16 protein-coding genes are annotated in these 16068 nt (G+C 39.9%); 2 read left to right on the forward strand and 14 right to left on the reverse strand.

Annotated elements, in window-relative coordinates:
* Nucleotides 1–4 precede the first annotated feature (4 nt).
* The 3 genes from R6U77_RS19205 to R6U77_RS19215 form a co-directional block, all read right to left on the reverse strand.
* Nucleotides 5–1345: an amino acid permease gene (locus R6U77_RS19205; RefSeq protein WP_319838403.1), complete on the reverse strand. Its 1341-nt coding sequence runs from the start codon at nt 1343–1345 to the stop codon at nt 5–7.
* 146 nt (nt 1346–1491) lie between these two features.
* A complete protein-coding gene (locus R6U77_RS19210; RefSeq protein ID WP_319836842.1) occupies nt 1492–2253 on the reverse strand; it encodes a dimethylarginine dimethylaminohydrolase family protein in 762 nt (253 codons plus the stop codon).
* 79 nt (nt 2254–2332) lie between these two features.
* Complete coding sequence (locus R6U77_RS19215; RefSeq protein ID WP_319836843.1) at nt 2333–3205, reverse strand: dimethylarginine dimethylaminohydrolase family protein; 873 nt, start codon at nt 3203–3205, stop codon at nt 2333–2335.
* 204 nt (nt 3206–3409) lie between these two features.
* On the opposite strand from R6U77_RS19215, the gene R6U77_RS19220 reads away from it, so the two are divergent.
* A complete protein-coding gene (locus tag R6U77_RS19220; RefSeq protein ID WP_319836844.1) occupies nt 3410–4147 on the forward strand; it encodes an IclR family transcriptional regulator in 738 nt (245 codons plus the stop codon).
* 147 nt (nt 4148–4294) lie between these two features.
* Entirely contained in the window at nt 4295–4483 is a 189-nt protein-coding gene (rpmB, locus tag R6U77_RS19225) for a 50S ribosomal protein L28 (RefSeq protein WP_004227417.1), read from the forward strand.
* 189 nt (nt 4484–4672) lie between these two features.
* Here the strand turns inward: rpmB and spoVM are convergent, their stop codons facing one another.
* The 11 genes from spoVM to priA are packed head-to-tail and all read right to left on the reverse strand — an operon-like array spanning nt 4673 to nt 16059.
* Nucleotides 4673–4762 carry a stage V sporulation protein SpoVM gene (spoVM, locus tag R6U77_RS19900; RefSeq protein ID WP_363319856.1) on the reverse strand — a complete coding sequence of 30 codons (90 nt, stop codon included), beginning with the start codon at nt 4760–4762 and terminating at the stop codon, nt 4673–4675.
* A 12-nt stretch (nt 4763–4774) separates the two neighbouring features.
* Nucleotides 4775–5422, reverse strand: a complete 648-nt coding sequence (locus R6U77_RS19230) for a thiamine diphosphokinase (protein ID WP_319836845.1) — start codon at nt 5420–5422, stop codon at nt 4775–4777.
* Nucleotides 5419–6087, reverse strand: a complete 669-nt coding sequence (rpe, locus tag R6U77_RS19235; RefSeq protein ID WP_319836846.1) for a ribulose-phosphate 3-epimerase — start codon at nt 6085–6087, stop codon at nt 5419–5421. The genes R6U77_RS19230 and rpe overlap by 4 nt, the downstream gene beginning before the upstream one ends.
* A 3-nt stretch (nt 6088–6090) precedes the next feature.
* Nucleotides 6091–6972 (reverse strand): ribosome small subunit-dependent GTPase A, encoded by an 882-nt coding sequence (gene rsgA / locus R6U77_RS19240; RefSeq protein ID WP_319836847.1) that lies wholly within the window; start codon nt 6970–6972, stop codon nt 6091–6093.
* 11 nt (nt 6973–6983) lie between these two features.
* The gene (pknB, locus tag R6U77_RS19245; protein WP_293922011.1) at nt 6984–8936 is read right to left on the reverse strand and encodes a Stk1 family PASTA domain-containing Ser/Thr kinase; all 1953 of its coding nucleotides are present in this window, start codon (nt 8934–8936) and stop codon (nt 6984–6986) included.
* Between the two features lie 3 nt (nt 8937–8939).
* Entirely contained in the window at nt 8940–9689 is a 750-nt protein-coding gene (locus R6U77_RS19250; RefSeq protein WP_319836848.1) for a Stp1/IreP family PP2C-type Ser/Thr phosphatase, read from the reverse strand.
* 9 nt (nt 9690–9698) lie between these two features.
* Entirely contained in the window at nt 9699–10838 is a 1140-nt protein-coding gene (gene rlmN / locus R6U77_RS19255; protein WP_319836849.1) for a dual-specificity RNA methyltransferase RlmN, read from the reverse strand.
* A 5-nt stretch (nt 10839–10843) separates the two neighbouring features.
* Nucleotides 10844–12202, reverse strand: a complete 1359-nt coding sequence (gene rsmB, locus R6U77_RS19260) for a 16S rRNA (cytosine(967)-C(5))-methyltransferase RsmB (RefSeq protein ID WP_319836850.1) — start codon at nt 12200–12202, stop codon at nt 10844–10846.
* A complete protein-coding gene (fmt, locus tag R6U77_RS19265) occupies nt 12199–13140 on the reverse strand; it encodes a methionyl-tRNA formyltransferase (protein ID WP_319836851.1) in 942 nt (313 codons plus the stop codon). The genes rsmB and fmt overlap by 4 nt, the downstream gene beginning before the upstream one ends.
* A 1-nt stretch (nt 13141) precedes the next feature.
* Entirely contained in the window at nt 13142–13627 is a 486-nt protein-coding gene (gene def / locus R6U77_RS19270; protein WP_319836852.1) for a peptide deformylase, read from the reverse strand.
* 17 nt (nt 13628–13644) lie between these two features.
* A complete protein-coding gene (gene priA, locus R6U77_RS19275; RefSeq protein ID WP_319836853.1) occupies nt 13645–16059 on the reverse strand; it encodes a primosomal protein N' in 2415 nt (804 codons plus the stop codon).
* Nucleotides 16060–16068: the final 9 nt, after the last annotated feature.

A 16068-nucleotide genomic window follows, 5' to 3' on the forward strand; every position in this document is an offset into this window, starting at 1 on the left:
TATGTTATCCATGCTGTTGTTTACTTAATTTTACTTTATAAAAAATCATACATGCAATAAAGAAAGCAATTCCATATATTAAGCCAATTAATTGGGTTGGGTCAAATGCTAAAAATACAAGAATTAATACACAAAAGGCTATGCAAACTAGCGGAATTATTGGATAAAACGGTATTTTAAATTTTAAATCAGCAATATTGCCTCCCTCTTGAATAAAGCGACGTCGAAACATAAATTGCGATGCACAAATCCCCATCCAAGATATCGTCACAGAAATACCTGCTACTGACATTAAAATAACAAATACTGTATCCGCTTCCATAACGCTTGTTAATAATGATAACAATGAGAATAACATTGTAAATATGAGCGCATTTAATGGCACTTTATTTTTAGTTAAACGCCCAAACATTTTAGGCGCCATCCCTTCATTTGACATTGACCATAGTAAACGAGTTGAAGCAAATAGACATGAATTTCCTACCGATAAAATAGCAGTTAAAATAACAAAATTCATAATATCTGCCGCATATGGCACTCCCGCAATTTTCATTAAAGTAACGAACGGACTTTCTAACAAACCAAGCTCAGATGCTGGGAAGATGGCTGATAATACAATAATAGAAGCGATATAAAAGACAATGATTCTAAAAATAATTGTACGTATTGCCTTCGGTATATTTTTTTCTGGCTCCTCTGTTTCCCCAGCTGCAATTCCTACTAGCTCAGACCCCTGATAAGAAAAAATAACATTCATCATCGTCACAAAAATAATTGTAATACCTGCTGGAAACCATCCAGATGGAGCTAAATTTGTGAAGTGTGGCGTTGGGCGGTCTGCTAAAGGAATAATTCCCAAAATAGCTGCTGCTCCAATTACGATAAAGGCAATTACTGCGACCACTTTAATGCCTGCAAACCAAAACTCTGCCTCTGCAAATCCTCTTGTTGTCAAAGCATTCAAGCCAAATAACAGCGCCATAAACACAGCACACCATATCCAAATCGCTACATCTGGAAACCAATGCTGCATTAATATACCTGCAGCAGTAAATTCAACGCCCGCTGTAGCAGCAGAGCCAACAAAGTACATCCAGCCTAAGGAAAAGCCTGCCGCTGGACTAATAAAACGAGTTGCATATGTTTGAAAAGAACCTGTTACAGGCATATAAACTGCTAATTCTCCAAGGCAATTCATTACCATAAATAAAATTAAGCCACCAAATAAATAGCCAATTAATGCACCACCAGGTCCAGCTTGGTTAATTGTATAGCCAACATTTAAAAATAAACCTGTCCCAATAACACCACCAAGTGATAGCATTAATAAATGGCGGCTTTTCATGGAACGCTTTAATGTATTATCGTGCTGCTGTTGTCCATTGCTCACTGTTCTCTCCTTCTTTCCATACAGCATTGATTCTGACGTCTACTATTTTTAATGAAAAACCCTTTGGATTAACTCAATTAGCTAGCACATAATTACTATCATTAAAAACGCAATGATAAACAGCTTAAGCCACCATCATGCTTGCGAAATTCAGACATATTTAATTCAATTGTTTGATAGCCTAATTCTATTAATTTTCGATTTGTTTCTGGGTAGCCTGCTGGGATAATAACGTAATCATTTACTTGAATACAGTTTGCTGAGTATTCATCCTCTTTTGGAATAATAATTTTGTCATAAGAAGCAAAAGCAGGATGGTCAATAAACTCTCCAGCAAGCACCATGCGATTTTCCCCTACATAGGCAATTCCTGTTTTTAAATGGAAAAACTCTTTTAACGGAATAATCGTCGCTTCATAGCCTTCCTTTTCGACAATTTCTTTAAATTGACGTGCCCCTTCTTCATTTGTACGGTCAGAAATCCCTACATAAAACTTCTTCTCCGCTTGTAATACATCTCCACCATCAAGTGTACCGGGTGCTTTAATATAATAAATTTTGTCGTAAAATTGTTGAATTGCTGGCTCTATCGTTTCAATTTCGCGATTGCGTGCCTCTGCACCAGGATTTGAAATAATCGCAAACTCAGCTGTTAAAACAGCCGTATCTTCCACAAATGTGGAGTCTGGAAATGTCTCATCTGCCGCTAGCTGCGTCACTTCCACACCGCACTTTTTTAATGCCTCTACGTATTGTGCATGCTGCTCAAATAATTTTTCTAATATCGGTTTTCCTAAATCGCTCGTTGTTAAGCCATTTACAAAGCTATTTCCTGGATTTTTCACAATTACATTTTTAAACATCATTATTTTTCTCCTTTTTTCTAACAATAGTTATTTGTTTCGTATTAAACATATGATAGCGTGTAAAAAAAGCCTTACTTTATCCTCTAACTACTGGGCAAGTTAAACATGTTGGTCCACCTGTCCCTTTGACCGTAATTTCATCACCTTTATATTCATAAACAGTCGCACCTGCATCTATTAGTTGCTGCTTTGTAACTGGATTACCAGCAGGAATGACACAAACTCTTGGTGCTAGTGCTAACACATTGCAGCCTAGTGCATCGTATTCTTCCTTTGGTACTTCAATTAACTGAATCCCGCGTGCTAATAACAGCTGTCGGAAAAAGACCGGCATTAATCGTGAGTGTACAACAGCTAAATCTTTATCAACCATGCTAATAAAGGACATCAGATGTAGGCACTCTGCTTCACCCAAATCATGCGGGAGCTGGACAACGATAAATTCATCTACCATACCAGCCGTCATTTCCTTTAACTGACGAATAGCCTCATCATTCGTACGATAGCCTCGCCCTACTGCTAATGTGCGATCATCTAACCAAACAATATCGCCTCCATCCGATACAGCTTCACCTGTTAGCTCACCAATAATCGGTATATCCTTAGCCTGTAAAAATTCCTTATAAACCTTTGCCTCTGGCTGTCTCAATTCTTTGCCTGACTTTAAAATGATAGCCCCTTTTGGCGTGAATTTCACTGGATCATGTGCATAAAGCGAATCCAAGCCAACAGATTCAGATTTTGGTAAATAATCAATATGCTCAACATAATCTTCTAAAATAGCAATAAAATCAGCATATTCATTAATCGCTTCCGCGTAATTTGGTTCCGCCAAATAGTTAAAGGTTTGCCACTCTGCATGCAAATGATTTTGATTTTGAAAAGCATCTTTTGGATGTTTCACAATTACATGCTTCAATGGCGCATACATAGATGAACAATAATACATTACACCACTCCTTTTTCCGTTAAACGGAAATAAATTCCGTACAAAGGAAAGTTTATATAAAAAATATATGCTCTCTACACCCAGATGTCAATATATTCAGAAATTTTATTTTTTAGAGCACTCTATTTGTTGAAAACTGCTATTCTAAAACTAGACGCATCGTCAAAATCACAATAGAATAGACGAAGAAGAGGTGATATATTTATGCAATTATTAGAACGAGCAATGACTATCACAAAAATTTTAGCATCTAAAGCAAACGATGCTGGCATGTCCATTTCCGAGCTATCTACAAAATGCGATTTACCATTAAGTACATTACATAGAATTTTGCAGGCAATGATTAAACAAGGTATGGTTGTACAAGATAGCCAAACAAAGCATTATCATCTCGGAACAATATGGATGGAAATTGGCTTGCAAGTATATGATTCAATGGATTATATTAGCAAAATCAGAGTGGAATTAGAGCAATTAGCCCGATTAGTTGGAGAAAGCGTTTATTTGAATAAACCTGCAGATTTAGACACAATTATTATCGAAAGAATTGATAATCCTACCAATCCTATTCGCATTTATGATCAATTAGGTATTCGTGTCCCAATGCATATTGGTGCAGCTAATAAAGCGATTCTTGCTGCACTGCCACCACAGCGCGCTAAAGAAATTTTACAGCAGCTTGTGTCTAAAGAGGAAATGGAGCGAATTGAAACACAGCTAGAGCAAATTAAAGCTCAAGGCTTTGCTATCAGTCATGGTGAACGTACAGCTGGAACTTCCGCTATAGCTGTTGCTATTTTTAATGGCTTTGGTGACATTGTTGGTGCTATTAGTATTGGCTTTGTTAGCTTCAATATATCTACAGAAAGAATTGAACAATTAACACACCAACTAATCACCACAGGTCGCCAAGTTTCTATGAAGCTTGGTTACCGTGGATAATAACAAAATTGCTGTAAAGGTTTTTTTCTTGAAAGGTTGTTGAAAAATTGTTGCACTCACATGGAGACTGTGTTAAATTAATATGGTATGTGAAATATCGAACTGAAATATATTGCTTTCAGATTCAACTGTAGGGAGGGAATTTACATGCCAAAACAATGTGTTATCACTGGCCGTAAAGCTCGTACAGGCAACAACCGTTCACACGCAATGAACGCTAACAAACGTACTTGGGGTGCTAACCTTCAAAAGGTTCGTATCTTAGTTGACGGTAAGCCAAAGCGCGTATGGGTTTCTGCTCGTGCATTAAAATCAGGTAAAATTGAGCGCGTATAATCGCGATAAAAAACATCGACCATATAAATGGTCGATGTTTTTTGTTTATAAAGCATTGGATGTTAATGGACTAATAATTGTCTAAAGTTTGTCGTAAATTCTATCAAAAATATTCCTAGATACCTTAAAATAAAAATGCAAAATAGCTGTCGGAAAAGACTTGCCTAGGCAAGTTTTTCCGACAGCTATTTAACTCTTCTTCTCTTTCTTAAATAGCTTCAAACACGCACGTGTCATCGAACTAATAAACTTTGGTAATTGAAATGTGTACACCTTCACACTCGCTCCCCCTTAATCAGCACTTCTTATCATTAAACATATGCCAGATGTAAAGGTAATATGCGCTTGTTCCACAATCTCATTACTTGTAAAGCGCGATGACCATAAGCTAATTTCCTCGTTTGTCGTTTCATATTTCACACCGCGTAACGTCACATTTTGCACAGCTTCCCCATAAGCAAAGAAAGATAAATACGGATAATCTAAATTGTCGTAAATTGTGTGTGTGCCTGGCACTAAAAAGCGTAGCTGGTTATGGCGGTTGCAAATTTCAAAGACGATATCGCTATATTTTTGCTGCAAGCCACACACGGTCCGTAACACCGCCTCATAATGATCTAAGCGCCCTCCAGTTACACCTGTGAGCACAATTTTATTTGGCTGATAGGAAATCGCTTTTAGCAAGGCTAAATCGGTATCCGTTTCATCTTTTTCTGCAGCATATATATCAATAGGAATGCCTGTCTCTACTAATGCTTGACGTTCATGTGGTGTAATAGAATCCAAATCACCGACGATAACAGTGGGACGAATTCCCCGTTCTAATAGATGGTATGCTCCTCGGTCAGCGCCAATAAAAATAACATCTTCCTCATGAATAAAAGGCTCAAATGAACAAAGCTCTTCGCTTGGTCCACCTGAGCAAATTACGGCAATCATCGCACGTATGCCGCTTCACCAGCTGCTTTAATGGCTTGTAATGCAGCTGCGCGGTCTTCTTGATTGTAAATGGCAGAGCCTGCAACAAAAATATTGGCGCCCGCTTCTGCACATGGAACGATTGTTTCTGCTGTAATACCACCATCAATTTCAATATCAATAGTTAAACCACGCTCTTTAATGATTTTTGATAATGCAGCGACTTTCGGTACAACCGATGAAATAAACTTTTGTCCGCCAAAGCCTGGATTGACCGTCATAAACAATACCATATCAATATCCTCTAACACATGGTGAATCGTTTCAATCGGCGTATGTGGGTTTAACACCACACCTGGCTTCACACCATATGAACGAATTAATTGAATTGTGCGATGTAAATGGCGACAAGCCTCCACATGCACTGTAATATAATCCGCTCCAGCTTTTGCAAACTGCTCAATATATTGATCCGGATTTTCAATCATTAAATGCACATCAAGTGGCAATGACGTTAAAGGACGAATTGCATCTAAAACGATTGAGCCGAATGAAATATTCGGAACAAAATGTCCATCCATAACATCGATATGAATCAACTCTGCACCAGCAGCTTCTACTTCCTTTACTTCTTGTCCTAATTGCGCGAAATTCGCAGCTAAAATAGATGGTGCGATTTTAATCATCTTTTAATACCTCGGCTTTCGTTCCATAATTTCTTGTAAAAATTGTTCATAATGCTCATAGCGATATTGACGAACCTCTCCACTTGCTAATGCTTCTTTGACCGCACATTTTGGCTCCTTCGTATGTAAGCAGCCACGGAATTTACAATTTTCGCTCAAGCGTTGAAACTCTGGGAAACACGCTGTTAGCTCCTCTTTTTCAATCGTATCAAAATCAAAGGAGCTAAAGCCTGGTGTATCCGCCAGCAAGCCATTGCCTACTTCAATCAGCTCAACGTGACGTGTCGTATGCTTACCACGCCCTAAACTTTGCGAAATCGCTCCTGTTTTCAATTGTAAATCAGGTAATAATGTATTTAATAACGTAGACTTGCCGACACCAGACTGTCCTGCTAACACGCTAATTTTCTCTTCTAATAGCGGGTATAAACGCTCCATCAGCGTGCTATCATCTTGATAAGTTGTTAAAACCGTATAACCAATTGCCTCATAATCTACAATTTTCTCTTGTAGCCGCTGCTTTTCGTCTGCTGTTAGTAAATCCATTTTTGTTAAACAAATAACAGGCTGAACGAAAAATGATTCAAGTACAACTAAAAAGCGATCTAATAATAGCGTATTAAAATCAGGCTCCTTTACGGAAAAAACTAAAATTGCTTGGTCGATATTAGCAATAGGTGGTCGCACGAGCTCATTTTTACGAGGGTGAATTTTCATCACATAGCCATCTGAGTCACCCTCTTTTGTATAATCAACAATATCTCCAACGAGCGGAGATTCGCCGCGGTTGCGAAAAACACCACGCCCACGGCATTGAACAAGCTCCCCGTCCTGATATACATAATAATAACCACTTAATGCTTTACGAATTTGGCCTTGCGCCATCAAATGCCCCCTTACTCTGGATATGGAATTGTACCTTCAGCAATTTTGAAGGAGTCACGATCAATACGGTAGGCAGCCTCGCTACCTTCCTCAATTTCGAAATTCATACGATACTTCGTAGTTTCTGTAATTGTCAATGTATCATATATTTCATGCATTTTATTGTTTTTATCTTGAATATAAATATGGATTGTCTGTTCTCGATATTCCTCTTCGCCCTCTTCATTAAATATTGGCTCATACGGAATTTCAACTTCTATGCTTCTAAACCTGACTTGCTTAGCAGGTGGTCCTGCTGAAATAACGACTTCAATCGTTTGTCCTTCCTCAACCTCTTCTCCTGCACCAGGTTTATGGGAAATAACACTGCCTTTAGGAATCGTTTCAGATGTTTTTTCATCTACAGCACGCCATTTTAAATTATTTCGCTCTGTGTATTCGTCAAGTGCCGCATTAGAGAAATTAGCAAGGTCAATCAATTTCACCGTCTTTTTGCCTTCACTAACAACGAGTGTAACGACTGTATCCTTCACGATAATGTCCTCTCCAGCAGCTGGCTCTTGACGAATAATTGTGCCTTTTTCGGCATCGCTATTTTCGTATTCTATTTTGTGCTCTTTAAAATCGTCAAGTAGTGATGTTACTTGCTCAAGCTTTTGATCCACATAATTTGCCATTTTGGAAGTTTGTGCACCTTTACTTGCGATAAGCTTTATTTCGCTACCTTTTACTCTTAAAGTACCTGTTTTAGGGCTTGTTTCGATAATTTTACCTTCTTCGATTTCCTCATCAAACCGTTCCTCTGTTTCGCCAACTTTAAAGCCTAATGATTTTAGCTCCTCTGTTGCTTCCTCTATCGTCATCCCAACAATTTCTTTCGGAATTTCCACTTTTTTCGGCTTCAAAAAGTAAACGGTAGCTATTGCAATGATGATAAGTAGTACGATGCCCCCAACTACCATAGGCCATTTCTTCCTTTTTTGCGGTGCTGGTGGCTGTTGTTGAGGTGGTGCTTTTTTCACAGCCTCCATTTTTTTCGTTTCTGCTATATCATGCACTGGCATTTTATTATCTTTAATAATCGGTAAAATTTTCGTTGCATCATCATCAATAGGTAAGCTGAATTTCGCTTCATGAATACGCTCCGCTGATAAGCATGTTTCTAAATCGTGCTCCATTTCCTCTGCGCTGTTGTAGCGATGACTTGCATCCTTAGCAGTTGCCTTCAATACGATATTTTCAACGCTTTGTGGAATGGAACCATCAAATGCACGAACAGATGGCGTTTCTGTTTGTAAATGCTTTAAAGCAATCGCTACTGCTGATTCACCTGAAAATGGCAATTCTCCTGTTAATAGCTCATAAAAGACAATGCCTAATGCGTAAATATCTGATTTGCCTGTTGCGATACCACCACGTGCCTGCTCTGGTGATAAATAATGCACCGTTCCAATGACCGAATTCGTCTGCGTATAGCTCGTTGCACTTAATGTTGTCGCAATACCAAAATCCGTTACTTTTACATTGCCTTCTAAATCCATTAAAATATTTTGCGGTTTAATATCGCGGTGAATAATGCCATTTTCATGTGCATGAGCAAGTGCTGATGTAAGCTGCTTCATAATATGAACACTTCTTGCAGGCGATAAAGGAGAAAATTCCTGTATGTACTGCTTTAACGTTTTGCCTTTAATATATTCCATGACAATATAATGCATATCGCCATCTTCACCAACATCATAGACGCTGACGATATTAGGATGTGTAAGGCTCGTTGCCGAAAGTGCTTCACGTTGAAATCGGCGATGCAATTCTTCTTCATTCGTAAAATCGTAGCGTAAAATTTTAATCGCCACATCGCGGTTTAAAATCATATCATGCGCTAAATAAACATTGGACATGCCACCGCCGCCAATTAACTCAATTATTTTGTAACGGTCACTAATTCGTTTGCCGATCATCATTCCTTACACCTCCTTATCCTTCAGTGTCAATAAAATAAGGGAAATATTGTCCTCACCACCGAGTTCATTTGCTAGCTGTACGAGCTTTTTCCCCTTTTTCTGTAAAGCAAGCGGCAATGTAATCAAAGCCGCCATTTCATATAAGCTCAGTTTATCGCTTAAACCATCTGAGCAAATAAGCAAATAGGAATCCTCTTGCAGTTCCATACTGTAAAAATCAGCCTGAATCGTTAATTCAGTGCCTAATGCTCTTAAAATAAAATTCTTTTTTGGATGATGCTGTGCCTCTTCCTCGCTTATTTCACCATTATCAACTAGTACATTGACATAGGAATGATCGCGCGTAATAAGCCTTCCATCCTCTTCCGTAAAGTGGTAGACGCGGCTATCACCGATATGTGCAATTGTACAATTTGCCTGATCGATTATGACAGCGATTAGCGTCGTCCCCATGCCTTTACAGCCTTCATGTGATAATGAATAATGATAAATGTCTTCGTTTATTTGCGATATCACGGTTTCAAGCCATTGCTGTCGCTTTTCCTCCGTCAATAGTGCAGCAGCATCCACTTGCATGAATGCACGCTGCAACGCCGTAATCGCCATTTCACTTGCTACATCTCCCGCATTATGTCCGCCCATACCATCAGCTAATATCGCTAGCTTATAGTTATCTAACCGTTCACAAAAAGCTACTCGATCCTCATTTTCTGAACGCTTTAAGCCAACATCACTTTCAACTGTAAAGTTCATACTTTCCACCTACTTTGTTTCTTGTGCTCGCTCCTTTGCACGCAGCTGTCCACATGCTGCATCAATATCCGAGCCATGTTCGCGACGAATTGTCACATTAATGCCGTGCTTCTTTAACGTTTTTTCAAAATCAAAGATTTGATTGCGTGGTGTTCTCACATAGTTTCGCTCTGGCACATAGTTCACAGGAATTAAATTAACATGACACTTAATGCCTTTAATTAATTTTGCTAGCTCCTCTGCATGCTCAACAGAATCGTTTTCGCCACCAAATAAACCGTACTCAAAGCTCACGCGACGTCCCGTTTTCTGTGTATAATAACGAATCGATTCCATTAATCGTTCCAGCTTGTAAGCACGTGCGATTGGCATAAGCTTTTGGCGCAATTCTTGATTTGGTGCATGTAGCGATAGCGCAAAATTAATTTGTAGCTGCTCATTGGCAAAATCATAAATTTTTGGCACGATACCTGAAGTTGACACTGTAATATGGCGAGCGCCAATATTTAAGCCTTTTTCATCATTAATGACCTTTAAGAAATTCATCATCGCATCATAATTGTCGAATGGCTCCCCAATCCCCATAATAACGATATGGCTCACACGCTCCTCAACTTCATCCAAAGCTTGCTGAACTTTGACAACTTGCTCAACAATTTCACCAGCAAGTAAGTGGCGCTTTAAGCCGCCTAATGTAGAGGCGCAGAACGTACAGCCAATACGGCAGCCTACTTGTGTTGTTACACAAACAGAATTGCCATAATCATGGCGCATTAATACGGTTTCAATTGAATAACCATCTTGCAATTGGAATAAAAATTTAATTGTGCCATCCTTCGATTCCTGCTGAATAATTGTCGATAGTGTTGTTAATGCAAAGTTTGCACTTAATTTTTCACGCAAAGATTTTGATAGGTTTGACATTTCCTCAAATGTTTTGACGCGCTTATGATAAAGCCAATCAAAAATTTGTCCTGCACGGAATGCTTTTTCTCCATTTTCTACTAACCAATTTTGCAATTCATCAGGGCGCAATGAATAAATCGATTCCTTTAATTGCGGCTTTTCTTTTTTCTCACGGCGTACGGGCTTCTCTTCTGCTTCCTCGACTAAGTCTAAAATACGTTCATCGAATTTATTTTGTTCCATAAAGTTTAATTTGTCTCCTTTTTTACGAAGGCAGCAACGAAAAAGCCATCGCTGTCCATATGTTGTGGGAATACTTGAAGCATTCCGTTATGTTGCTCCTCAGCAAGCTGTTGTGGTAAATTTTCTAGCAAGATTGCTTCCATCATCGGATGTGCTGCCAAAAAGGCTTGTACCGTACCTTCATTTTCTTCTTTATCGATTGTACATGTGCTATAAACGAGGCGTCCATTCGGCTTTAATAGCTCCACTGCATTTGCTAAAATACCAAGCTGAATCACTTGTAAATTGGCGAAATCCTCTAGTCTTTTTGTGTATTTAATATCTGGCTTGCGACGCATTACACCAAGCCCTGAGCATGGTGCATCAATTAAAATCGCATCAAAGCTTTCCTTTTGTAATATGCTAGCTGCTTTGCGCCCATCTAATGGCGCTGTTTGTACAATCTCAATGTCTAAGCGCGCTGTGTTTTCATCGATTAGCTCAAGCTTATGTGGATGCAAGTCGAGCGCTAGCACTGAGCCTTGATTATGCATTTTTTCTGCTAAATGCGTCGTTTTCCCGCCTGGTGCTGCACACATATCGAGTACACGCATCCCTGGCTGTGGGTTTAAAACGTTTGCTGGTAACATCGAGCTTTCATCTTGAATCGTAATGAATCCTTTTTTGAATGCTTCTGTACGTGCTGCTTGTCCACCTGTCAATGTTAAGCATTCAGGTAGAAATTCGCTTTGTACCGCTGTAATCCCCTCTTGCTCAAGTAGTGCAATCGCTTCAGCTGGCGTCGCCTTTAATGTATTGACACGTACTGTTTGCTTGGCTGGCAAATTGTTACACGCAAGCATTGTTGCTGTTTGTTCAATGCCATATGTCTCGATATAGCGCTCCACTAGCCATTGTGGATGGCTTGTTGCAATCGCTAAACGCTCCATTTCATCCTGAATTTCATCTGTCGAACGCACACCTTGTCGTAAAATCGAACGCAAAATACCATTAACCATTGAGGCAATTCCTTGATGCCCACGTCGCTTTGCAATTTCCACTGCCTCATTCACTGCGGCATGTGGTGGGATGCGTGTTAAATAATGCATTTGGAATAATGAAAGGCGCAGTAACCATTGCACCCATGCTTCTACTTTCCCTCTTACAAATGGTGCTAAATAATAATCAAGCGTTAATTTGTGCTGCAATGTACCATACGTGATTTCCGTTAATAACGCACGGTCCTTTGCTTCTATTTTATATTTTTCAATTGTTTGATGTAGTAACAAGTTGCTATATGCTTGATTTTTATCAACTGCTAATAAAATGCTTAACGCCGCATCTCGTACATTACCATTCCAAATTTGCTGTTTTTTCTTTGTCATTCAAAGCGATCTCCAATCTGCAATTTTGCCCCTGTGCCACGCAAATATTCCTCTGCGCTCAGACGCTTTTTCCCCGCAGGCTGTAAATCATAAACAGCAAGCGCCCCGCCTTCACCTGTTGCAATTTCAAAATAATCTTTCGCAATATGCACAACCTCACCTGGTGTAGCTGTGTGCTTCGTACTACCAATTTGTGCCCACCAAATTTTCACATTGCTTTCTTCCAAAGTTGTGTAGGCAACAGGCCATGGATGCAAACCGCGTACTTGATTGTAAATCGTGCGTGCGTTTTGCTGCCAATCAATGCGTTCTTGCTCACGACTAATATTATGCGCATAAGTAACCAATGTTTCGTCTTGGACTGTACGATTATTTGTACCTGCTTCAATTGCAGGCAATGTTTGCTTTAATAAGTCACGTCCTACAATGCTTAGCTTGTCAAATAAACTGCCTGTATGATCCGTTTCTTCAATCGAAATCGCCTGTTGACTAATGATATCGCCAGCATCTAGCTTTTGTGCCATATACATAATCGTCACACCGGCTTCCTTTTGTCCATCTATAATTGCCTGATGAATCGGTGCGCCACCTCTATATGCAGGTAGCAATGAAGCATGAACGTTAATACAGCCTAAACGCGGTGCATCAAGCAACACTTTCGGTAAAATTTGACCAAATGCTGCTGTCACGACTAAATCTGCCTGCAATGCTAAAATTTGCTCTAATTCTACTGAGTCGCGTAGCTTTTCTGGTTGAATAACAGGTAAGCCTAAACGTACAGCTTCCTCCTTGACAGGTGGAGGCGTTAATACTTTTTTACGCCCAACAGGACGATCAGGCTGTGTTACCACTGCTAGCACATTGTAGCCCTCTTCATGTAGCATGCGTAAAATTGGTACAGAGAAGGCCGGTGTGCCCATAAAAACGATGGATAACATACTATTCCTCCTCTGCATACATTTCTTCGAGCTCTTCCTCTGTTAGCACATGCGTAATTTTTGAGTCAAATAAAACGCCATCTAGATGATCAATTTCATGTAAAATCGCACGTGCCTCAAAGTCCTCTGCCTCTAGCTCATAAATGCGTCCTTCACGGTCAGATGCTTCAATTTTCACATATGTTGGGCGCTTTACCATACCGAATAATTCAGGAAAGCTTAAGCAGCCTTCCACATCTTCCTCTTCCCCTTTTGTCTCTAATACAATCGGGTTAATCATTTCTAAAATATCCTCCCCTAATTCCACAATGGCTACACGTAGGCTTACATTAATTTGTGGTGCCGCAATGCCAACACCATCGTATTCCACCATCGTGTCATATAAATCATCTAACAGCTCAATAATTTCCTCATTGATAACCTCAACTTCCTTCGTCGCTGTTGTTAAAATTGCTGCTGGGTTTTTCACTACTTCTTTAATCGCCATTTTCTAAGTCCTTCTTTCTAAATAACAGATGGGTCAAGGTCTACGATGAGCTGAATGCCCTTCTTACTCCAATCTGTGCGGTATATTTTAATCAATTGTAATAATGTTTCGATCAAATTCGGTTCTACTTTGTATTTTATCAAACATTGATAGCGATATCTATTGTTGAGACGACTAATGCTAGCAGTCGTCGGACCAATAATAGCAACATTGAATGAGAGCTTTTCACGTAAATAATCAGCTACGCGACCCGCATATTCTGCCGCCATAATAACATCCTCATGCGATACTTGGACGAGCGCTAAATAATAATACGGTGGGTAACCCGCTTGATGACGTGAATACATTTCTCTTGTATAAAATGGTTCATATTGCTGTGCTTGCGCTAGCTCAATCGCATAATGCTCTGGCGTATACGTTTGAATAATTACCTCACCTAATAAATCATGGCGTCCTGCACGACCACTTACTTGTGTTAGTAGCTGGAATGTTCGTTCACTTGATCTATAATCAGGTAAATGTAATGATGTATCCGCACTTAACACACCAACTAACGTAATATTCGGGAAGTCAAGCCCTTTAGCAATCATTTGCGTGCCAAGTAAAATATCAGCTTGTCCGCTGCCGAATATATCTAAAAGCTGTTCGTGTGCACCTTTTTGTGACGTCGTATCAACATCCATACGCACGATTCTTGCCTCTGGAAACAGCTTATAAATTTCCTCTTCAACCTTTTGTGTACCTGTGCCGAAAAAGCGAATATGCTCACTTTGACATTGTGGACAGCTTTGCGGTACATATTCATCGTAGCCACAGTAATGACATTTTAATTTTTCGTTGTAGCGATGATAGGTTAAAGAAATATCGCAGTTAGGACATTGCACAACCGTTCCACAATCACGGCATAACACAAAGCTCGAATAACCTCGTCGATTTAAAAACAAGACGATTTGCTCTTTGCGCACTAATCGCTCACGCATTGCCTCGATTAAGCTCGTTGAAAACATCGAGCGATTGCCGAGCTTTAGTTCTTCACGCATATCTACAATTTCCACAGTTGGTAATGCTTGCTGCTTGGCACGCTCTTTTAATGTTAGCAATGTATAAACATTTTTTTTCGCTCGTGCAAACGATTCAAGCGCTGGTGTTGCACTGCCTAGAATCACAGGGCATTGATGAAACTTACTGCGCCATATTGCCACATCACGTGCATGATAGCGAGGAGCATCCTCCTGCTTATATGTCGATTCATGCTCTTCATCTAAAATAATAAGCCCAACATGCTGAAACGGGGCAAAAATTGCCGAGCGCGCACCAACAACAACCTTTACTTTGCCTTGCTGAATTTTGCGCCATTCATCATATTTTTCACCAACAGATAAGCCACTATGCATTACAGCGACCATCTCGCCAAAGCGTGAGCGAAAACGCTCTGTCATTTGTGGTGTCAAGGAGATTTCAGGCACAAGCATAATCGCCTCTTTGCCGTCCTGTAAAGCCTGCTGAATCGCTTGCAAATACACTTCGGTTTTGCCGCTTCCTGTAATACCATGCAATAGAAATGTTTCATTATGTTGTTTTTTCATTGCCGCTGTGATGTAGCTCAATGCCTGCTCTTGCTCAGCTGTTAAATTTAGTGCTGTCGTTTGCGCTACATCCTTTGTAAATGGGTCGCGATATACTTCCTCTTGAATAAATTTCGCTGCACCCATTTCAATCAGTGCCTGCAAAACTGTTGCAGTGACGCCTGCTTGCTCGTATATTTCCTCTGGCGAGAAAATTTCACCACAATGTGCTTTCATCCACTGCACTAAGTGAATTTGCTTTTTTGCTCGCTTCGATATTTGCTGCTCAATTTCCGCTATATAGCTTGCCTCCGCATGAATTTGCACTTTACGGACTTCCTTAATTTTACCTTGCTGCTTTACTTCGTTTTCAATGCGAACATGCCCTTTGTTAACTGCTTGCTTTAATTCTTTTAACAATGATTCCTTTTCAAATTGCTTGAAATTTGCCTTTGCGGATTTTTTGAAAAAGGCTGCAAGAATAGGGTCTAGCTGTTCTAGCGCTACTTGTAAGTGCACTATTTTTTCATATTTCGCACGCAATGCCGATGGCAACATGACCTGTAATGCATCAATTTCATAACAAATCGTTTGTGTTTTTAGCCATTTTGCCAAGCTGAGCATTTCCTCTGTTAATACAGGCTCAATATCTAGCACTTGGGTAATCGGCTTGATTTTATCGAGTGGCACGTCGGTTTCGCTTGCAAGCTCGACAACGAAGCCAAGCACATTGCGCGGTCCGAATGGTACTTTAACGCGACAGCCACATTCAATTAGATCATGCCAATCTGCTGGTACGAGATAGTCGAATGGGCGATCAACTGGGTATGCCGCCACATCAACAATCACTTTGGCAATACGTGTCATTGCTGTCCG

This window comes from Lysinibacillus louembei (assembly GCF_033880585.1).
In the GTDB taxonomy this organism is placed as follows: Bacteria; Bacillota; Bacilli; order Bacillales_A; family Planococcaceae; genus Metasolibacillus; species Metasolibacillus louembei.

Excerpts from the sequence above, each read along its gene's own strand:
- R6U77_RS19205 (WP_319838403.1), bottom strand. The coding sequence starts at position 1,345 with ATGAAAAGCCGCCATTTATTAATGCTATCACTTGGTGGTGTTATTGGG.
- R6U77_RS19210 (WP_319836842.1), bottom strand. The coding sequence starts at position 2,253 with ATGTTTAAAAATGTAATTGTGAAAAATCCAGGAAATAGCTTTGTAAAT.
- R6U77_RS19215 (WP_319836843.1), bottom strand. The coding sequence starts at position 3,205 with ATGTATTATTGTTCATCTATGTATGCGCCATTGAAGCATGTAATTGTG.
- R6U77_RS19220 (WP_319836844.1), top strand. The coding sequence starts at position 3,410 with ATGCAATTATTAGAACGAGCAATGACTATCACAAAAATTTTAGCATCT.
- rpmB (WP_004227417.1), top strand. The coding sequence starts at position 4,295 with ATGCCAAAACAATGTGTTATCACTGGCCGTAAAGCTCGTACAGGCAAC.
- R6U77_RS19230 (WP_319836845.1), bottom strand. The coding sequence starts at position 5,422 with ATGATTGCCGTAATTTGCTCAGGTGGACCAAGCGAAGAGCTTTGTTCA.
- rpe (WP_319836846.1), bottom strand. The coding sequence starts at position 6,087 with ATGATTAAAATCGCACCATCTATTTTAGCTGCGAATTTCGCGCAATTA.
- rsgA (WP_319836847.1), bottom strand. The coding sequence starts at position 6,972 with ATGGCGCAAGGCCAAATTCGTAAAGCATTAAGTGGTTATTATTATGTA.
- pknB (WP_293922011.1), bottom strand. The coding sequence starts at position 8,936 with ATGATGATCGGCAAACGAATTAGTGACCGTTACAAAATAATTGAGTTA.
- R6U77_RS19250 (WP_319836848.1), bottom strand. The coding sequence starts at position 9,689 with ATGAACTTTACAGTTGAAAGTGATGTTGGCTTAAAGCGTTCAGAAAAT.
- rlmN (WP_319836849.1), bottom strand. The coding sequence starts at position 10,838 with ATGGAACAAAATAAATTCGATGAACGTATTTTAGACTTAGTCGAGGAA.
- rsmB (WP_319836850.1), bottom strand. The coding sequence starts at position 12,202 with ATGACAAAGAAAAAACAGCAAATTTGGAATGGTAATGTACGAGATGCG.
- fmt (WP_319836851.1), bottom strand. The coding sequence starts at position 13,140 with ATGTTATCCATCGTTTTTATGGGCACACCGGCCTTCTCTGTACCAATT.
- def (WP_319836852.1), bottom strand. The coding sequence starts at position 13,627 with ATGGCGATTAAAGAAGTAGTGAAAAACCCAGCAGCAATTTTAACAACA.
- priA (WP_319836853.1), bottom strand. The coding sequence starts at position 16,059 with ATGACACGTATTGCCAAAGTGATTGTTGATGTGGCGGCATACCCAGTT.